Origin of the sequence: Marinobacter sp. ANT_B65, assembly GCF_002407605.1 — a bacterium.
Classification (GTDB): Bacteria; Pseudomonadota; Gammaproteobacteria; order Pseudomonadales; family Oleiphilaceae; genus Marinobacter.
The window spans coordinates 134,768-151,749 of the sequence record NZ_NXGV01000002.1 but is presented as its reverse complement, the minus strand read 5'-3'; the positions used below and the strand labels follow the sequence as shown (position 1 = coordinate 151,749).

The window sequence follows — 16,982 nt, the reverse complement described above, 5'->3', positions numbered from 1 at the left end:
GGCATACCGGTGTTTCTCTGGTTCCTCAGGCCAGTGCCTCGCGGAGGTCTATGGAGGGTTTGCTTTCGTCATTGAACTGCAGCTCGCTTTCCAGGTGGTTCAGGTGATCAAGCATGAGCGCGGCTGCCCTCCCGCTATCCCCTGATTCCAGGGCAGACAGGATTTCCTGGTGCTCACTGTGTTGACAGGCAGGAATATCATTGCGCTGATACAGTGCAACGATTAAGGAACTGCGCAACATCAGGTTCTCCAGAATACTGGACAGCACCTTGTTTTCGGAGACCTTCCCGAGCAAAAGATGGAAATTGCAGAGTTCCCGGATGATTGTGCGCCGATCGTCGCTGGCCGTAGCCCCATGCTCTGCGTGCATATGTGCTTCCACAGCTTTGGTATGACGCTTCATTTTTTCCTGAGAGATGCTTTCCACAACGCCTCGTTCTACCGCCCTTCTGGCCTCGAAAACATCCCGCGCTTCCTGTGCCGAGGGCTCTGAGACATGAGCGCCGCGATTGGGCTCAATGGTAACGATGTTCTGAAGTGCAAGTCGTTGAATGGCAGCCTGAACGTGGTTTCTGTTTGCACCGAGTGCCTCAACAATCTGGGCCTCAACCAGACGGGTACCAGGAGGGAGCGAATGCCGGGCAATGGCGCTGGATAACGCATCAAAAATCCGCTGAACTTCCTGTTGTTTACCACTGTTTTTTCTTGAAGACATTCCCATCAGATTTCGATCACCATTGCTAGCACCAGGATAGTTCTGATCGCAATTCTAGCACTTAAATCGGGCTGGGCGTCTAACATTGGTGTGTTCTTCAATGATCTGATCGCCTACTCTTTGATGGAGCAGGCCAGGAGAGACACCATGAAGAAACATAGACTACTGCTGATTTTCGTTTTAATCCTTTGGAGTTCTGCTTCATTTTCCGGTGAGGCAGATGTTGTTGAAGTGAAGGTTAACGAAGACAGCAAGAATTCATTCAGCTTTACCGTGTCAGTGTTGCACAAAGATAGCGGATGGAAACACTATGCCAATAAATGGGAAGTTGTTGATGAAGCCGGGACTGTTTTGGGAACCAGAACCCTTTATCATCCCCATGTTGATGAACAACCGTTCACCAGAAGCCTTTCGGGAGTTGAAATTCCTGAACAGGTTAAAGCTGTGACGATACGTGCTCACGACTCTGTTCATGGATATGGTGGCAGGACTATAAGTGTTGAATTGCGTTAACGTATTATAAATACAGGATTTTATGTAGTTCGTTTATCGACAGGTATGCATCGGTGGGAATCTGGGCATAGGTTTGTGCACCACCTGGAGTGATCAGGCGATTTTTATTCTGTTACCTGGGGCATTTCATGAAGCACGTTGAAAAACACAGAACACAACGAATCGGCTGGCTCCGGTTTTTAAAGCTGCCTCGCGGGTCACTTTTTGGGGGGCGCTGGCTATGGCCGTGACAGCTGGAGTAGGCTCGCTCTTCGGGGTGTCAGTCTGAACAACCGGTGAGTACCTGATTCAGGTGAATGTCCAGGCAAGTATTCTCGTGACCTTGTTTCCTTGTTTCATTTCTATCTCCCTTACATCAACAGCCCCAAGCTTACGAATCAGTTTTGTGGCAGGTTTGATATTTTCGATTTTCGAAACCAGGCACGTAAACCAGCGGCATTGAGCTGAAAATGTCTGGCTTTCTTTTATCAGTTTCTTCAGGAACATTCGTTCGCCGCCCTTGCACCAGAGTTCGGCTTCCATGCCACCAAAATTGAGTGTGGGAGTTTGGGGTGGTGCCTGCTCACCGCGATTACGGGCAAGGTTGTTGAGCTTGCGCTGGCTGCCTTTGAGCGCCTCATCCTGCGAAGCATGAAAAGGCGGGTTGCATACACTGACATCAAAGAATTCTCCCGGTTGAATGATACCCTCGAAGATGTGATTTTTGTTGTCTTGTGCACGCAGTGTGAAGCTGTTTTCCAGAATCGGGTTTTTGGCGATAATCGACGCAACGTTCTCAAGTGAGCGACTATTGATATCACTACCCACACACTGCCACCCGTATATTGCGCAGGCTAGTATCGGGTAAATTCCGTTCGCACCGGTTCCTATGTCCAGCAGCGCGACTCTCGGCCGGGTTTCAGTGGCGCCCTTGGCAGGTTCGTCAATCCCGGGCAGCTCAGCGATGTAGTGGATATAGTCAACTCTGCCAGGGATGGGGGGGCAGAGAGCACCCTCGGGAATATCCCAATCGATAATGTTGTAGTATCGCTTCAGTAGCGCGGCATTTATGGCTTTTACTGCCAGTGGGTCAGAAAAGTTTATGGAAAGATTGCCGTAAGCGTTTGTTTTCACATAAGGAGTTAGTGGCGGGTAACTTTGTATGAGAGATGGAAAATCATAGCCTTGCCGGTGCAGGTTCCTCGGGTGCAGGCCTTTGGGGTCTCGCTTGATCCGGCTGTTTTTACCTCGATGGGAGCTGCTCAAAATGATAGATCCGAGGGTTGGATTTAAAAGAGAGGTGGGTGTTGGTTTGGTCTTTGATTGTAACTGCAATATAAAGGCTGTTGAAGATAAATCATGAAATCCAGGACCAGTCGGCTCGATCGTTTTATCAGCCAGAACAGTACTTTTTCCCTTTCGGATACACGTCTTTTACTTGCTCAAAAACGGATTTTTCTGGACGGTCGGGCGGCGCATTCAATCCAGCAAAAAGTGACGGAATTTACCCATGTTGTTCTGGATGGTCGCTGCCTGAGAGATAACCGGCCTGTGTATCTTATGCTGAATAAACCACGGGGGTTTGTTAGCGCGACTAAAGACACCAGGCACTCCACCGTAATGGATCTTGTGCACCACCCTCAGAAGCATGAGCTTCACATAGTCGGGCGCCTTGATCTGAATACAACCGGGCTGGTGTTACTGACTAACGATGGGGCATGGTCACGCAAGGTAAGCTTGCCCGAGACGAAGCTCGAAAAGACCTATGAGGTTACTTTATCCAGGCCATTAACGGATGAGTATATTCGGGTGTTTCGGGAAGGTATCTATTTTGCCTACGAGGACATTACAACCAGGCCTGCACATTTAGAGATTCTCTCGGATTACACAGCCAGGTTGTCACTGGTTGAGGGCAAGTACCATCAGGTTAAACGCATGTTTGGTTTTTTTCAGAATGAAGTTCTGGCTTTGCACCGGGTTTCTGTCGGGCATATTTCCCTTGAAGGGCTTGATGAGGGACACTGCAGGCAGCTTACCTGTGAGGAGATAGCTGCAATTGAAAACCAATAACCAGAAGATCATCGCGCGACTGCGTGAGCGTATTCCATCGTTCGAATGTGTTCCGGGTTGCCATGACTGCTGCGGCCCTGTGACTACGTCTTCGGAGGAAATGTCGCGACTGCCGGTGAAAACGGATGCGGAACATGAAGCAGCACTAGGTGAGCTGAATTGTGTGCACCTTGGTCCCGATGGCTGCAATGTTTACGAGGAGCGCCCGCTGATATGCCGGTTGTTTGGCACAACATCCAACATGCCTTGCCCAAACGGACGTCGGCCGGAAGTGATGGTTGATTCCGAAACTGAGCGCCAGGTTCACAGTTATATAGCCAACACACGGCAGGTGTTGGTGTAACGGATCCGGCAGGGTTCAATATCGGGGAAAGGAAGGAGTATGGTAGCCGATACCTGCGCAAAGGCAGGCACCGGCTTCCTGGATCTTTGGAACTGAGGGGTCAGGAGTTGGTCAGCTTTTCCCACTCTTTCTCGGCTTCGTCTTTCTCTATGCCGTACTTCTCCTGAACTTTGCCAATAAAGTGGTCGCGACGCCCTGCGATTTCATCCAGATCGTCGTCTGTTAACTTGCCCCAGTTCTCGCGTACCTTACCTTTGAGTTGTTTCCAGTTACCTTCAATAATATCGTTGTTCATCGTAGTTTCCTCGCTTTAACAGGGCGGCCGCTTAACAAGACAGCCGCCAGTATGGAAGGAATGGTCAGGGTGAAAAAAATGATGCAACCCCTGATGTGTTATCCACGTTGCCATAGGGGTTTTTGTATGACAACGCTTGTGGGATTGCGATTAATTCATACTGAAACTGCTAGAATCCTGAAGCTCCGCGGCGCGTAAAGGCTCAAAGCGTTCATAATTGGCGTTAGCCGGAGCCCGGGAGAGACTACTTTCGAGAAGCGTTCATATGTCCAACAAGAAGAAAATCGAATCTGTTCTGGAGTTGACCAAAGATCTCGCTGCTACGCATAAATCTTTCCGGTCTGATGAAGCCAAGGCTTCAGATGCGCTCAAAAACCAGATCGCCCAGGATTTTGAGGCCGTTATGAAAGACGGCTATGTAATCATTGAGGGGCTTCTTACCAGGTCGCAGCTTGAGTTGATTCGTGAAGCTACCTTGCCGTTGCTGGGGAAGTCCGGGCGCAATACATTTGAAGGCGTAAAAACTCAGCGGCTATACAATGTACTGGAGAAAACGCGGGTAATTGATCTGCTAGCAACACACCCTCGTGTTACCGGATTGCTGGACCGGCTATTTTTGCCCAGCTACCTGCTCAGCCAGGCTCAGATTATCAATATTCTGCCTGGCGAGTCGGCGCAGCCGCTGCATTACGATGACGGCTTCTACCCGGTTCCGCGCCCGCGCCCGCCGTTCGGGGCAGCAACGGTCTGGGCTATTGATGAGTTTACGGAAGAGAATGGCTCGACGGTCGTAATTCCCGAAAGCCACAATTGGGGTAAGGAAGTAGTTACTGACCGGACTCAGGCTGTGCCTGCGGTGATGCCTGCCGGTTCAGTTGTCTTCTTTCTAGGGACGCTCTGGCACGGTGGCGGAGCCAACCGCTCGGGCGCAGATCGTCTTGCAGTAACCTGTCAGTACTGCGAACCCTGGTTAAGGCCGCAAGAGAACTTCTTTCTCGAACTCAGCCAGGAAACGCTTTCCCGGATTCCTGAACAGCTACTCAGTATGGTCGGTTATTCGATCCACCCGCCGTTCATGGGTATGGTCGATGGCATGCACCCCAAGCGAACTTTACAGTCAGATAAAGGGGAATAACTCTAAACCATTACATGAGGGGCGTTTTGCGCTCCTGATGCTTTTTTTAATTCCCTAGTACGTCCTTTCCATTTTTCTTCGATTTCTTGGCCGCCTTTTTTTCCTTTGCGGTTAAAAGCGGCTGTTTTTTTGTGTCCTTTTTTTTGTCTTGTCCTTTGCTCATTACCTGTACTCCTGATTAATGCGTGCGTTGACATCAAAGGAGATCAGGATGCCTTTCACGCAGAACAATGAGTATGGCCCCAATCACGGGCAACTGGAAGCTATTGAATGTAAGGACAGACAAGACTGTATGCCGGCTGTTTGAGAGCTTCAGCAACAGGCTCTGCCGGTTTACCCCTCCAGATGCCGCACTCGCTGCGCCAGTATGGAAAAGTCAAAGCGCTTTCCTTTGGGCAGAAGCAGGAGCAGTAGCGAAACGGCGATAGGTACCAAAGATGCCAGCAGGAAGGATTCCAGCAGGTAGGTGGTCGGTGCACCGGGCGCAGGAAATACCATAAGCCCGGCGACCAGACCAGCAAAGGTGCTGAGGGCGGCATTGTAGCTTTGGTAGCGGGCGTTGTAGAAGCCGAAAAAGACCGGGAACGCCGCAGCGCAACACAACAGGTCTGCCAGCAGAAACAGATAGAGCACACTGTAGCCTTGAGCGGCTACGAACAGCACCGGCACCGACAAAACCACAATCAGCCAGCGCGACAGCGATAGCAGGTTGTGATTGCTCAGTTTAGGCAGTAACCGGCGCAGGTCTACCACCATAATACTGGTCAGCCCACTTATGGTGGAGTCTGCACTGCTCATAATCAGTGCCAGCCCGAAAGGCAACAGGCCTATGGCAAACCACAGAGGCACATTTGCCAGTAACACGCTGAACAGTGCAACCGAGCCGTCACCGGGCAAGTCCAGCCCCACAAACGCCAGGCCGAACAGACCCATGATAAATATGATGGGAAAACTCAGCAGGCCGCTGATGATAAAGCCGTTGCGAATCACTTTGTTATCACGGGCGGCGAAAATACGCTGCCAGGTTCCCTGATAAAACAGCCCGGTCAGCACCACCGCGATAAAGAATGTGAGGCCGGATTTCAGCCCGTTGATGTCCAGAGGATCAAGAAGGTGCGGTGCTTTTGCCTGCAAACCTTGCAGGGCAGGGGCCAGGCCGCCGGTCGCCTGCCAGCCAAAGCCGATCAGCAGAATCAGAAAGGGCAGGATGACCAGCATCTGCACCCGGTCAGTAAAGATGGTCACGCGCAGCCCGCCATACAGGGTATAAAGCAGAGTGGCAGCCATCACAATGCTGGCGGTAAGCCACAGTGGCACGGGAGCGAGCAGGGAGACCATTTTTGCGATGGCGGTCAGGCCAGCCGTGAGGCTGATAAACAGATAGAAAACCATGATGACCAGCACAAATCCGTACATCACTCGTCCATAGCGACCGAGTACAAATTCGGTGAGGGTGTGGCCTTCGGGCATGAGAGTGCGAATGCGGTTGCCCAGAGGAATCATAATGAGACGTGGCGCCAGCGCGCCCAGAGCGTAGCCGGTAACTGCGCCAATGCCGCCCCAGGTTGCGGCCTGTGCCGGCCCGAACAGAATCCAGGTGCCGAGAGTGGTAGCCAGCAGAGTCAGTAAAGTGGCGGAGCTGCTCTGGCTGTTGCGGGCGACCAGAAAGTCGTCCAGCTTATCCTGCTTGCGGCGGGCGTATATCAGGCCGGGTATTGCGAACAGGGCGGCGAATAAAACCAGCCACACCAGTGCGGTAGAGGAGCTTAACATCGGTTGTCTTCCTTGCCCTGCAGGCGGATAGCAAAATTGCTGAAAGTGGTTTGCTACCGGGACGGTCGCGAAGGAAGAAAAAGACACGCAGGCATGCGCTCAGCGGGCGCTTTCCTTCCCTTCGCCGGCATTACCCGGATCAGGTTCGAAGGGTTACCGCACAGGATGCGGAATCTCAGCCGTTAACCGGCTCCCCCAGGAATGTTGACAGAGTAGAAAGTCTGCCAGTAGTTGTCAATTGCATGAGTCCTGGCCTACATATCTGAGTATTTGGTGTGTTATGGTTTCGATTCGACACGGGGTGTCCTGCATGCAGGGCTGAGATAACACCCGTTGAACCTGATCCAGTTCACACTGGCGAAGGGATGTCAGCCGCAGGTGCAGCCGGGATGCTGCACCGCATCTGCCTATTCATACCTTCGCCTCTCTTTTGAGGTGTCTATGCAAAATTCTTTAGGTCTTGACCAACAACTGGTGCTGGTAACGGGCGGTGCCCGTGGTCTGGGTGAGCACCTGGTGCGTGCCTTCCTGCGTGAGGGCGCCAGGGTTGTGATCAACTATCGCAACAGTGCCGACGCGGCTGAAAAACTGGCCGCTGAAGCTCCGGAACGGGCGCTGGCGGTGCAGGCAGACGTTACTGACCGCAAAGCAGTAAAGGCTATGTTTGCTTCCGCTCAGCAGCATTTTGGTATGCCAGTGACCACGGTGATCAATAATGCCTTGCCGGATTTTTCGTTTAACGGTGATGCCCGTGCAAATGCAGACCAGCTGACCTGGGAAGACATGAATCAACAGTTTTCCGGAGTGGTGGGTGGTGCCCTGAATACTACTCAGGCGGCGCTGGATGGCATGCGCGAAGCGGGTTTTGGCCGCATAGTGAATGTTGGAACCAATCTGTTCCAGAATCCGGTTGTGCCCTACCATGATTACACTGCCGGTAAAGCGGCGTTGCTGTCGCTTACCCGCACCCTGTCACAGGATCTTGGACCAGATAATATCACTGTGAATATGGTGTCTGGCGGTCTGCTGCGTACCACCGATGCGTCCGCCGCTACGCCTGAGGCTGTGTTCGATTTTATTGCCGCCAGCACACCCTTACGGCGGGTAACCACGCCGGCAGAGTTTGCCGATGCCACGTTGTTTTTTGCCTCGCCGTGGGCGCGGTCCGTTACCGGGCAGAACCTTGTGGTTGATGGCGGACTGGTGAAAAACTGATGGCAGCTTCATCATCTGATCAGCGCATGATGCATCTGAACCTGTTTCTGATGGGCTGCGGCCACCACAGGGCTGCCTGGCGTCACCCGGAATCGGCAGTAGAGCAGCTGGGTGATATCCGCTATTACGAACGTCTGGCGCAAACCGCAGAACGCGGCAAACTGGATGCAGTGTTTTTTGCTGACAGCAACACTGCAGGTAACGTCTCCGATGGCAGCTGGTGGTATCTGGAACCACTTACGGCCATTGCTGCCATGAGCAGGGCCACCGAAAACATCGGGTTCATCAGCACGGTTTCCAGCACCTTTTACACCCCGTTTCATGCGGCCCGCCTTGTTGCTTCGCTGGATCACATTTCCGGCGGGCGGATTGGCTGGAATGTGGTTACTTCGATGTTTGATGTGGAAGCACGCAACCACGGCTATGAATCTATGCCAGGCCATGCGGAGCGCTACCGTCGTGCTGACGAGTTCGTGCAGGCAGTGTTGGGGTTGTGGGATTCCTGGGCTGACGATGCACTGATGTTTGACCGGAAAGGCCATTATGCCGACCCGGACAAGGTACAACCGATAAACCATCGGGGAGAGTTTTTCCGCGTAGACGGGCCACTGAATGTGCCTCGCCCGGTGCAGGGGCACCCGGTGCTGTTTCAGGCTGGAGCTTCGGAGCAGGGCCGCGAGCTGGCGGCCAGATGTGCTGAGGCTATCTATGCAGTGGCTTACGACCTGCCAGCGGCGCAAAGCTATTACCGTGATATCAAGCGACGGGTAAAAGCGGCCGGCCGTGGCGCTACGGTGCCGGTTATGCCGGGGCTGGTTACCTATGTGGCACCTACCGAAGCGGAAGCACTGGCAAAGCAGCGCGAGCTGGATGAGCTTCTGCCTGCTGATGCGTCTCTGCGCCAGCTGGCCATGTTTATTGATCAGGATTGTTCCGGCTGGGATCTGGATGCACCTGTCCCCCCTCTGCCTTCGCTTGAAGAGTTCAGCGGGCCCCAGGGGCGCTACAGTACCATTCTGCGGATTATCGAAACCGAGAAGCCCAGCCTGCGTCAGTTGCTGGGTCGGCTGGCTGCGGGAGGAGGCCACTGCACCATGGTGGGCACTCCGGAACAGATTGCCGATAAGATGGAACACTGGTTCAACAACGAAGGCGCCGATGGGTTCAATCTGATGCCACCGTTTTTGCCCTCCGGCATTGAGGACTTTATTGAACAGGTGGTGCCGGAACTGCAAAACCGTGGTCTTTTCCGTAAGGAATATCAGGGCAGTACCTTGCGCAGCCATCTTGGGCTGGCTCGGCCTGAGTGTTTCAAGGGTAAACTGGCACCATGAGATTGTCCGGTCCCTGATTTGGGACATGCTCCTCTTGATTGACCGGTGCAGGTAGTACACTAAGGGTCGTGATTGTGTCACGCTCACGACCCTATTTGAGCAGGCTTTGATGTATGAGCAGGTTTTCCAAAAAACACAAATTGCCGCTTTGGCATCCGCGCTTATGGCCCTCGTGGGCGCTGGTATTTACGCTGTATCTGTTGTCGTTTTTGCCGATGTCTTCCAAGCAAAAGCTGGGGAAAACGCTGGGCCGTTTCCTGAACAGAAAACTGAAATCCCGCGCCCGCGTTGCTGACCGTAATCTGGCTATCTGCTTTCCCGACCTGGACAAGGAAGCCCGGGCAAAACTGGTGCAGGATAATTTCATCGCCTGCACTCGCGGTTTTCTGGAAAGCATCCATGCCTGGTGGCGGGATATGTCTCCTTATTATAAAGCTACAGAGGTGCAGGGGCTGGAGCATCTTGAGGAGGCCCGGAGCAAGGGCCGGGGCGTACTGTTGATTGGCGGTCATTACAGTATTTTTGATTTTGCGTTACCGCTTGTTGCCTGCCACCTGAAAAACCCCGGGTACGTATACAGGCCCAACAATAATCCGGTTATTGACCGTATGATCGAAAATGGCCGGCGCCGCCATTTTGGTATCCGGCCGTTCACCAAGCGTGAATTGCGGCCAATGGTGTCTTTTCTGAAGAAGGGCGGTGAAGTCTGGTTTGCCTGCGACCAGGATTTCGGTAAAAAAACCGAGCTGTTCGTACCTTTTTTCGGCGTTGAAACCGGATGCATTACTTCCCCAAGTTATATCGCCAAAGTATCCGGTGCTGCCGTGGTTTGCGTAAGCCACCTGCGAATGCCTGATGGACGCTATCGTGTGGTCTTCTCACCAGTGCAGGCTGGCTTCGGCGCCGACAAGCATAACGATACCCAGGTCTGGAACCGCTATATTGAGGAGGCTATCCGTGAACAGCCTGATCAGTACCTGTGGCTGCACAAACGTTTCAAAACCCGCCCGGAAGGCGTGGAAAAAGTCTATTGAAGGCTAGTCAAAGGCCGAGCTGATGACATCCCGATAATTCCGGATGCGTTGCACATAATGCACAGGTTCATAACCCCGTGCGTAGCCGTAGCGAGTGTTTGGGTAGTAGCGTTTATCTGCCTTTAATGGCAGCACTTCTTTCATGTCGTCCCAGGAATCCGGATTCTTGCCCAGCTCCCTTGCCAGCTGGCGGGCATCCAGCAGGTGCCCGCGGCCAATGTTGTAGCTGGCCAGCGCAAGAAATGTGCGGTCTGGTTCGGGAATGGTATCCGGGAGCCTGCGGTGGCGGTCAGCCAGGTAGCGGGCGCCTGCATCGATGGCGGCTACGGGGTCGAGGCGATCCATCACGCCCAGAGATTCCGCTGTCCTGCGTGTCAGCATCATGATGCCGCGGACTCCTGTTGGGGATATGGCAGAGGGGTCCCAGTGGGACTCCTGATAAGCCAGTGCTGCCAGAAGATCCGCCGGCATTCCGGTGGTTGTTTCAGCTTCGGAGAACTGACCAATCAAGCCGGGAAGCCGGTCGTTGATACGGCGGTTGAGTGCTCTCAGGTCCACAAAATCAAACTCGCCAATGTAGGCGTAATAGTGGCTTTCGACGTAGTCCATGGCTTTGTCGCCCTCGGGACTGTTCATCCATTCCTGTGCAGTGCCGGCCAGTTCATCTGAGCCTGCCGGCAGGTACCACCCGAGGTTGTTGCCCTGGCTCAGGTTCATGGCCACTTCCAGGTGGGGGAAGTGGCGACGCATTACCTGAACAATGTTGGAGTCGGCCACGGTACAGTCGATAGCCTGTCGGGCCACATCGGACAGCAGAACTTCTGTTGTTTTACTGTCGTCTTCGGTAAACGTGATGCCTTCGTGGATGCTGGCAAGCCTGTTCAGTGTTTCCACATAGCTGGAGTCGGCTGTTACCGTGATGTTTACGCTGGATATGCTTTCTGGCAGCCGGGGCATCGGACGCATCTCCCGATGGCACACCAGTTGTTCGGTAATTTCAGTATGGGCGGGGCCGCGAGTGAACTTTTGGCTGCGTGAAGGCAGGTGCGTCAGCCCCGCGGCGGCCATGTGGGTCTTGCCGGATTCCAGGGCTTTCAGTACGGCAGCGGTCGAATCGTACATGGTCCAGTTGACGGTCCAGCCCTTGCTGGCTGCAAACTGCGAGATCAGACTGTATTCCGGTCCGGTCGGGTTTTCATGCCGGTCGAGATAGTAGGTGGTGGAGCCATTGCGCGTGGCTACTTCCAGCACGCCGGTCTGAGCGGGGGTGGCCAGCGGTTCTGGTTGTTCCGCAACGGCATCAGAACCAGAGTTGCCCTGGCTGCAGCCAGTCGTGACAATGATCGCAAGAGGAAGAATTACGCTCCCCAACATACTCAGCTTCTGAGCCATAAAAGACCTGGGCGGTTGATTTCCCGAATTTATTAGTTGTTATACGTACCTTTCATGACAACATATCACATTGATTTCAGGCAGCGAAATCAGTGGAGCGCAGGGATGCGTCCGCAAAGGCCACGAGCGCACAAACATTTACGGCCCATAAACAAGGGGGGGATGGCAGCCCGGGCTTTATTTTCCCAGCAGTTCGCCTACAGGGCGCAGATTTACAACATGATCGCACAGGGTTTTGATGATCATGAGGAGTGGTGTCGCGATGACCAGTCCAACAGGGCCCCAGAGCCAGCCCCAGAACAGAAGCCCGATAAAGATTGCCACCGCATTGAGGCTTGAAACCTGGCTGGTCAGCCAGGGAGTCAGCAGGTATCCCTGAATACTGGTGACCACCAGCGAAGTGCCGGCCACAATGATGGTCATGTTTACCTCTCCAAACTGAAGGAAGGCTGCAACGCCGGTGCCAATGAGCACCAGAAAGGGTCCCAGATAGGGGATTGCGCTGGCTACCCCTGCTACAACTCCCCACAGCATGGCCTGCTCCACCCCCAGCGCCAGAAACGCCAGCCAGGTCAGCACCCCCACAAACAGAGCGCCAATCAGCATGACAAACAGGAAGCGGCGCACCTGATGGTGGAATTCGGCCATGATTCTGGCAGCCTTGCGCATTCGTCCGAACGAAGGGCCGGAAATTCTTACAACTTTGCGCTTATAAAGTGATCCGGCTGCCAGTATGAAATACACCAGCAGCAGTACCGAGAAAAGCTGGGACACGAGCACGATTGCCGCAGGCGCCCCCCTTAACACGTATTCCTGAATATCCATGGGTTTATCCACTACCCGAACGGGGGTTACGCCCTCGTGGGCGGGATTCCTGCTGTTCTGGTCCTGAGTGGCCGATTCCTCGATTTTCTTTGCTGCAGCCTGGGCCTTCTCCATGATGCCTTCTTCAGTGTCAGGCGACCTGGCTTCTTTGCGCTGGAACTCGCTGATGGCCATCGGAACCTTGTCCAGCATGGCCATGGCTTCGCGTTGCAGAGGGATGCTCGCCGCGGAAATAGCACCGAGCATCAGGATCATCACGATGGCAGCACTCAGTGGTCTGGGGATTCTGAGCCGATCCAGTGTTGATGCCAGTGGGTCCAGTGCGTAGCTGATCATTACAGCAACTACCAAAGGAAGCAGTACGGCTTGTGCCCAGTCAATAAAAAAGAGGGTAGCTATGCTGGTGAGAATTACCAGTGACAGACTGCGGACGTTAACGGCGCGAAGAAGCTCCGGCGGGGTCGCAGTGCTGTTGTTTTCCTGGTTGTTGCTGAGCTCAGTATGCTCGTTGCCTTCCATCGCTGCATCCGTTTTTACCGGTTTCATATCCTGCTTATTGTAGACGGGTATAGCCCCATGCAAATAAAAACAACAGAACTGTAATCAGCCAGAAATCCGGTGAAGTTAAGAGATAGATGGAGTTAGCTGTGTTTTTGTTTTGCGTCACAACAACGCCGCCTCCTATAATCTCCCATTGCGCGACGTGTTCATTGTCCCGTCGTGGAGTTCCCCATGCCAAATAAAAAGGAAAACAAAATGCTGAAATCCCGCTCATTGGTTGCTGTTGCTGCGGCCACTCTGCTACTCAGTTCTGTAGCTCAGGCTCAGTACAAAGATGAATACACAGTTTCTACAGTACTTCCGTCGGCGTTTCCCTGGGGGCAGGCTGCCGACAAGTGGGTCGAGCTGGTCAAAGAACGCTCCGAGGGGCGTATCAACATGAAGATTTACAGCAATTCCCAGCTGGTTTCCGGGGATCAGACCAAAGAGTTTTCTGCCATGCGCTCCGGGTTGATTGATATGGCGGTGGGTTCTACCATCAACTGGTCACCTCAGGTTCCTGAGCTGAACCTCTTTTCCCTGCCATTCCTGATGCCGGATAACGCAGCCATTGATGCAATAACCCAGGGTGAAGCTGGCAAGGCCGTGTTCGAGGCGATTGAAAAGCGTGGTGTAACACCTCTGGCCTGGGGCGAGAATGGTTTCCGCGAACTTTCCAACTCCAAACTTGCGATCAGCGACCCTGCAGATCTGGAAGGCCTGAAAATCCGGGTTGTAGGCTCGCCGCTGTTCCAGGACACCTTCACCGAACTGGGTGCTAATCCCACGCAGATGAGCTGGGCAGATGCCAAGCCGGCACTGACTACTGGTGCGGTTGATGGTCAGGAAAACCCTCTTTCGGTTTTTGATGTTGCGCGTATTGATCAGGTCGGACAGGAGCACCTGACGCTGTGGCACTACATGGCTGACCCGCTGGTATTCGCTGTCAGTAACCGTGTGTGGGGCCAGTTCAATGCAGAAGACCAGGCGCTTCTGAAGCAAGCGGCTGTGGATGCTGGCAAGTGGGAGATAGAAAAATCCCGTAGTGAGCTTGAGGCCACGCTGCAGGCCATCAAGGATCGTGGCGTTACAGTAACTGAGTTGAGCCCGGCGCAGCACGACGCGTTTGTGAAGGCAACCCGCTCTGTTTATGAAAAATGGACACCTCGCATTGGTGAAGATCTGGTGAAGCAGGCTCAGTCTGCTGTCGCTAACCGCAATCAGTAAAACATACCTGTCAGAGTGCCCGTCGGTTCCGGCGGGCTCTTTGCCAGGGTAGTTTTTTCAATCGGAGTTTTCATGTCCTCCCGACCCCCGAAGTTCCGGCCGGAAGCCTGGTTAGCGTCTGTGGCCCTGATTACGATTTGTGTGATCAGTCTTGGCAACGTGATTGTTCGCTACACCACTGATGCTTCCTTTGCGTTTACCGAAGAGTTTTCGGTGTTTCTTCTGGTGCTGCTCACTTTCGCCGGCGCAGCGGTAGCGGCCCGAAACAATCAGCACATACGAATTGAGCTGATCGAGCATTATCTGCCGCCGGCTGCTTTGAAAGGGCTGTTTGTACTGCAATGGCTTACAGGCGTGGCGGTTATGGGGGTGACTACCTGGTATGGCGTCATTTTTGCGATGCAGGAATACGAATGGGAGTCCCTGTCCCCGGGGTTAGGACTGCCAAACTGGATTTATGTGGCATGGTTGCCACTGATGACGGCGGCGATCATTTTCCGGATGACTCAAAACCTCAATGACCGCCTGCGTGGCAAGAAAGATCCGGAGGTAATCCATGAGTCCTGACCTGTTGATGATCGGCGGCTTCCTGCTGGCGTTGTTGTTGGGTGTTCCCGTAGCCATCGCGTTGGGGTTTGGTGGGCTCGTGGGCATTGTTTCCGGGTTGTCCCCCGACATGCTTGCCACCTTCGGTACCAACACTTATAACAGTGTGGCGAAGTACCCGCTTATCGCGATACCTCTGTTTATTCTTACCGGACTTATTTTTGAGCGCGCTGGAGTGGCCGCCAGTCTGGTGCGTTTTGCCCAGGCGATTATCGGCCCCCGTCACGGCAGCCTGACCGTTGTGGCCGTTCTCGTTTGCCTGATTATGGGCGGAATGAGCGGGTCCGGTCCGGCAGATGCGGCCGCAGTGGCTATGGTAATGCTGCCCAGCATGCGTAAGGCGGGTTACCCTCAGCCATTTTCCGCAGCGTTGATCGCCGCATCATCTTCTACCGCTATCCTGATTCCGCCTTCGATTGCGCTGATTCTCTATTCTATCGTGGTACCCGGTGTGGATTTGCGTGCGCTGTTTGCCGCCGGGCTGTTTCCGGGCATTCTGGCTGGTCTGTCCTTGCTGGTGCCGGCTCTGTATCTGGCCCGCAAGTTTGGCTGGGAAAGTCCGGAAACCTCTGAGCGCCCGCCTTTCTGGCCCAGCTTCAAGGCGGCATTACCAGCTCTTTTTGCCCCGATCATCATTCTGGGAGGTCTGCGCTCCGGGCTGTTTACGCCTACGGAAGCTGCTGTAGTTGCTGTGGCATACGGGATAATTGTGGGCAGCTTTGTATACCGCAACCTGAGCTTGCGCAGTTTGTTTGATCTGATGACCGACGCTGCTGTGACCTCTGGTGTGGTCATGCTGATCATTGCGCTAGCGGGCATTTTTGCGTGGGCAGGTACGACTCTGGGTACCTTCCAGCACCTGGCGGATGCGTTGCTGTCACTTTCCGAAAACGGCTGGGTGCTGTTGGGCCTGGTAATGGTACTGGTGCTGATTGCAGGCATGCTGCTTGATGCGGTGTCGATCTATCTGATCCTTATTCCAATTGTATTGCCGCTGATGAACCACTTTGGCTGGAATCCGGTGTGGTTTGGTATCCTGCTGGCCATGAACATTGCGATTGGCCAGTTTACGCCGCCTGTGGCCGTTAACTTGATGGTTACAACACGTATTGCGAATATTCGCCTGGAGCATACCATTGGCTGGGCGTTAATCTTCATTGCCGCAATGAGTGTGAGCCTCATACTGGTGGCGCTGATGCCGGGCATTGCGCTTTGGCTCCCGGAAAAACTCGGTTACGTTGTCGGGCCGTGGTAAACGCATGTTCGGCAAGGCGGATACAGAAAATAGGTACTGCCTATGAAGAGGTTGGGAATAATCAATTTTCCTGAAGTTGACTCATTGGTTAATGTAGTGACCGTAGATTCATCAACACGCAAACGAACCAACAGGAGTGTTTTTCAATGGGCGTGATCAACAGCGAAATCAAACCGTTTAACGCAACCGCTTTCAAACAGGGCGAGTTCGTTGAAATTTCTGAAGCAGATGTGAAAGGCAAGTGGTCTGTATTCTTCTTCTACCCGGCTGACTTTACCTTCGTGTGCCCTACTGAACTGGGCGACGTTGCTGACAAGTATGAAGAACTGCAGAAGATGGGCGTTGAAGTGTTCTCTGTTTCCACAGACACCCACTTCACCCACAAAGCCTGGCACGATAGCTCTGAAACTATTGGCAAAATCCAGTACTACATGGTCGGTGACCAGAACGGTACCATCACCAACAACTTTGGTGTGATGCGTGAAGGCCAGGGCCTGGCGGACCGTGCTACTTTCCTGATCGATCCTGATGGTGTAATCCAGGCAATGGAAATCACTGCAGAAGGTATTGGCCGCGATGCGTCTGACCTGATGCGTAAAGTGAAAGCTGCTCAGTACGTGCGCAACCATCCGGGTGAAGTCTGCCCGGCCAAGTGGAAGGAAGGCGAAGCAACTCTGTCTCCTTCACTGGATCTGGTTGGCAAGATCTAAGGTTCTTTCTGAAAAGGACCA

General features: G+C 53.6%; 18 protein-coding genes, 1 pseudogene and 2 riboswitches. Of the genes and pseudogenes, 12 read left to right on the top strand and 7 right to left on the bottom strand.

Annotated elements, in window-relative coordinates:
- Window positions 1–25: 25 nt before the first annotated feature.
- Complete coding sequence (locus CPA50_RS10815) at window positions 26–721, bottom strand: GntR family transcriptional regulator (RefSeq protein WP_202971764.1); 696 nt, start codon at window positions 719–721, stop codon at window positions 26–28.
- A 141-nt stretch (window positions 722–862) separates the two neighbouring features.
- Here CPA50_RS10815 and CPA50_RS10810 point away from each other — a divergent pair, with 141 nt between their 5' ends.
- Window positions 863–1,228, top strand: a complete 366-nt coding sequence (locus CPA50_RS10810) for a hypothetical protein (RefSeq protein ID WP_096782535.1) — start codon at window positions 863–865, stop codon at window positions 1,226–1,228.
- A 187-nt stretch (window positions 1,229–1,415) separates the two neighbouring features.
- A pseudogene (locus CPA50_RS19810) lies at window positions 1,416–1,496 on the top strand (VIT family protein); the annotation flags it as partial.
- A gap of 20 nt (window positions 1,497–1,516) precedes the next feature.
- On the opposite strand, the gene rlmF reads toward CPA50_RS19810, so the two are convergent.
- Window positions 1,517–2,473 (bottom strand): 23S rRNA (adenine(1618)-N(6))-methyltransferase RlmF, encoded by a 957-nt coding sequence (gene rlmF, locus CPA50_RS10800; protein WP_096782534.1) that lies wholly within the window; start codon window positions 2,471–2,473, stop codon window positions 1,517–1,519.
- 93 nt (window positions 2,474–2,566) lie between these two features.
- Between rlmF and CPA50_RS10795 the strand changes: the two genes are divergently transcribed.
- Complete coding sequence (locus CPA50_RS10795; RefSeq protein WP_096782533.1) at window positions 2,567–3,277, top strand: pseudouridine synthase; 711 nt, start codon at window positions 2,567–2,569, stop codon at window positions 3,275–3,277.
- Window positions 3,264–3,620, top strand: coding sequence for a YkgJ family cysteine cluster protein (locus CPA50_RS10790; RefSeq protein ID WP_096782532.1), 357 nt, complete (start codon window positions 3,264–3,266; stop codon window positions 3,618–3,620). Before CPA50_RS10795 ends, CPA50_RS10790 begins: the two co-directional genes overlap by 14 nt.
- Window positions 3,621–3,720: 100 nt before the next feature.
- Here the strand turns inward: CPA50_RS10790 and CPA50_RS10785 are convergent, their stop codons facing one another.
- A complete protein-coding gene (locus CPA50_RS10785; RefSeq protein WP_096782531.1) occupies window positions 3,721–3,915 on the bottom strand; it encodes a CsbD family protein in 195 nt (64 codons plus the stop codon).
- 265 nt (window positions 3,916–4,180) lie between these two features.
- On the opposite strand from CPA50_RS10785, the gene CPA50_RS10780 reads away from it, so the two are divergent.
- Window positions 4,181–5,050 (top strand): phytanoyl-CoA dioxygenase family protein, encoded by an 870-nt coding sequence (locus CPA50_RS10780; protein ID WP_096782530.1) that lies wholly within the window; start codon window positions 4,181–4,183, stop codon window positions 5,048–5,050.
- Window positions 5,051–5,052: 2 nt separating this feature from the next.
- Here CPA50_RS10780 and CPA50_RS19460 read toward each other — a convergent pair whose 3' ends face one another.
- Both CPA50_RS19460 and CPA50_RS10775 read right to left on the bottom strand, forming a co-directional pair.
- On the bottom strand, window positions 5,053–5,247 hold the full coding sequence (locus tag CPA50_RS19460) for a hypothetical protein (protein WP_179397209.1): 195 nt from the start codon (window positions 5,245–5,247) through the stop codon (window positions 5,053–5,055).
- A 136-nt stretch (window positions 5,248–5,383) separates the two neighbouring features.
- On the bottom strand, window positions 5,384–6,823 hold the full coding sequence (locus CPA50_RS10775) for a sodium:solute symporter family protein (RefSeq protein ID WP_096782529.1): 1,440 nt from the start codon (window positions 6,821–6,823) through the stop codon (window positions 5,384–5,386).
- 99 nt (window positions 6,824–6,922) lie between these two features.
- Window positions 6,923–7,030: riboswitch (TPP riboswitch) on the bottom strand.
- 80 nt (window positions 7,031–7,110) lie between these two features.
- Window positions 7,111–7,206, top strand: a riboswitch (TPP riboswitch).
- A gap of 58 nt (window positions 7,207–7,264) precedes the next feature.
- Between CPA50_RS10775 and CPA50_RS10770 the strand changes: the two genes are divergently transcribed.
- The 3 genes from CPA50_RS10770 to CPA50_RS10760 all read left to right on the top strand — a co-directional run bounded on the left by CPA50_RS10770 (window position 7,265) and on the right by CPA50_RS10760 (window position 10,406).
- Entirely contained in the window at window positions 7,265–8,038 is a 774-nt protein-coding gene (locus CPA50_RS10770; RefSeq protein WP_096782956.1) for a 3-oxoacyl-ACP reductase, read from the top strand.
- Window positions 8,038–9,372: an LLM class flavin-dependent oxidoreductase gene (locus CPA50_RS10765; RefSeq protein ID WP_202971763.1), complete on the top strand. Its 1,335-nt coding sequence runs from the start codon at window positions 8,038–8,040 to the stop codon at window positions 9,370–9,372. Before CPA50_RS10770 ends, CPA50_RS10765 begins: the two co-directional genes overlap by 1 nt.
- A 113-nt stretch (window positions 9,373–9,485) precedes the next feature.
- On the top strand, window positions 9,486–10,406 hold the full coding sequence (locus tag CPA50_RS10760) for a lysophospholipid acyltransferase family protein (protein WP_096782528.1): 921 nt from the start codon (window positions 9,486–9,488) through the stop codon (window positions 10,404–10,406).
- A 3-nt stretch (window positions 10,407–10,409) separates the two neighbouring features.
- On the opposite strand, the gene mltF is transcribed toward CPA50_RS10760, so the two are convergent.
- Complete coding sequence (mltF, locus tag CPA50_RS10755; RefSeq protein ID WP_227519608.1) at window positions 10,410–11,780, bottom strand: membrane-bound lytic murein transglycosylase MltF; 1,371 nt, start codon at window positions 11,778–11,780, stop codon at window positions 10,410–10,412.
- A 195-nt stretch (window positions 11,781–11,975) separates the two neighbouring features.
- On the bottom strand, window positions 11,976–13,169 hold the full coding sequence (locus tag CPA50_RS10750) for an AI-2E family transporter (RefSeq protein WP_227519607.1): 1,194 nt from the start codon (window positions 13,167–13,169) through the stop codon (window positions 11,976–11,978).
- A gap of 210 nt (window positions 13,170–13,379) precedes the next feature.
- Here CPA50_RS10750 and CPA50_RS10745 point away from each other — a divergent pair, with 210 nt between their 5' ends.
- From CPA50_RS10745 to ahpC, 4 genes are all read left to right on the top strand, one after another.
- The gene (locus tag CPA50_RS10745; protein WP_096782953.1) at window positions 13,380–14,390 is read left to right on the top strand and encodes a DctP family TRAP transporter solute-binding subunit; all 1,011 of its coding nucleotides are present in this window, start codon (window positions 13,380–13,382) and stop codon (window positions 14,388–14,390) included.
- A 72-nt stretch (window positions 14,391–14,462) separates the two neighbouring features.
- On the top strand, window positions 14,463–14,957 hold the full coding sequence (locus CPA50_RS10740) for a TRAP transporter small permease (RefSeq protein WP_096782526.1): 495 nt from the start codon (window positions 14,463–14,465) through the stop codon (window positions 14,955–14,957).
- Window positions 14,947–16,251, top strand: a complete 1,305-nt coding sequence (locus CPA50_RS10735) for a TRAP transporter large permease (protein ID WP_096782525.1) — start codon at window positions 14,947–14,949, stop codon at window positions 16,249–16,251. Before CPA50_RS10740 ends, CPA50_RS10735 begins: the two co-directional genes overlap by 11 nt.
- A gap of 146 nt (window positions 16,252–16,397) precedes the next feature.
- Window positions 16,398–16,961, top strand: coding sequence for an alkyl hydroperoxide reductase subunit C (gene ahpC, locus CPA50_RS10730; protein ID WP_096782524.1), 564 nt, complete (start codon window positions 16,398–16,400; stop codon window positions 16,959–16,961).
- Window positions 16,962–16,982 lie beyond the last annotated feature (21 nt).

Excerpts from the sequence above, each read along its gene's own strand:
- CPA50_RS10765 (WP_202971763.1), top strand. The coding sequence starts at position 8,038 with ATGGCAGCTTCATCATCTGATCAGCGCATGATGCATCTGAACCTGTTT.
- mltF (WP_227519608.1), bottom strand. The coding sequence starts at position 11,780 with ATGTTGGGGAGCGTAATTCTTCCTCTTGCGATCATTGTCACGACTGGC.
- CPA50_RS10810 (WP_096782535.1), top strand. The coding sequence starts at position 863 with ATGAAGAAACATAGACTACTGCTGATTTTCGTTTTAATCCTTTGGAGT.
- CPA50_RS10735 (WP_096782525.1), top strand. The coding sequence starts at position 14,947 with ATGAGTCCTGACCTGTTGATGATCGGCGGCTTCCTGCTGGCGTTGTTG.
- CPA50_RS10750 (WP_227519607.1), bottom strand. The coding sequence starts at position 13,169 with ATGAAACCGGTAAAAACGGATGCAGCGATGGAAGGCAACGAGCATACT.
- CPA50_RS10795 (WP_096782533.1), top strand. The coding sequence starts at position 2,567 with ATGAAATCCAGGACCAGTCGGCTCGATCGTTTTATCAGCCAGAACAGT.
- CPA50_RS10775 (WP_096782529.1), bottom strand. The coding sequence starts at position 6,823 with ATGTTAAGCTCCTCTACCGCACTGGTGTGGCTGGTTTTATTCGCCGCC.
- CPA50_RS10780 (WP_096782530.1), top strand. The coding sequence starts at position 4,181 with ATGTCCAACAAGAAGAAAATCGAATCTGTTCTGGAGTTGACCAAAGAT.
- CPA50_RS10745 (WP_096782953.1), top strand. The coding sequence starts at position 13,380 with ATGCTGAAATCCCGCTCATTGGTTGCTGTTGCTGCGGCCACTCTGCTA.
- ahpC (WP_096782524.1), top strand. The coding sequence starts at position 16,398 with ATGGGCGTGATCAACAGCGAAATCAAACCGTTTAACGCAACCGCTTTC.
- CPA50_RS10785 (WP_096782531.1), bottom strand. The coding sequence starts at position 3,915 with ATGAACAACGATATTATTGAAGGTAACTGGAAACAACTCAAAGGTAAG.
- CPA50_RS10815 (WP_202971764.1), bottom strand. The coding sequence starts at position 721 with ATGGGAATGTCTTCAAGAAAAAACAGTGGTAAACAACAGGAAGTTCAG.
- CPA50_RS10760 (WP_096782528.1), top strand. The coding sequence starts at position 9,486 with ATGAGCAGGTTTTCCAAAAAACACAAATTGCCGCTTTGGCATCCGCGC.
- CPA50_RS10740 (WP_096782526.1), top strand. The coding sequence starts at position 14,463 with ATGTCCTCCCGACCCCCGAAGTTCCGGCCGGAAGCCTGGTTAGCGTCT.
- CPA50_RS19460 (WP_179397209.1), bottom strand. The coding sequence starts at position 5,247 with ATGTCAACGCACGCATTAATCAGGAGTACAGGTAATGAGCAAAGGACA.
- CPA50_RS10770 (WP_096782956.1), top strand. The coding sequence starts at position 7,265 with ATGCAAAATTCTTTAGGTCTTGACCAACAACTGGTGCTGGTAACGGGC.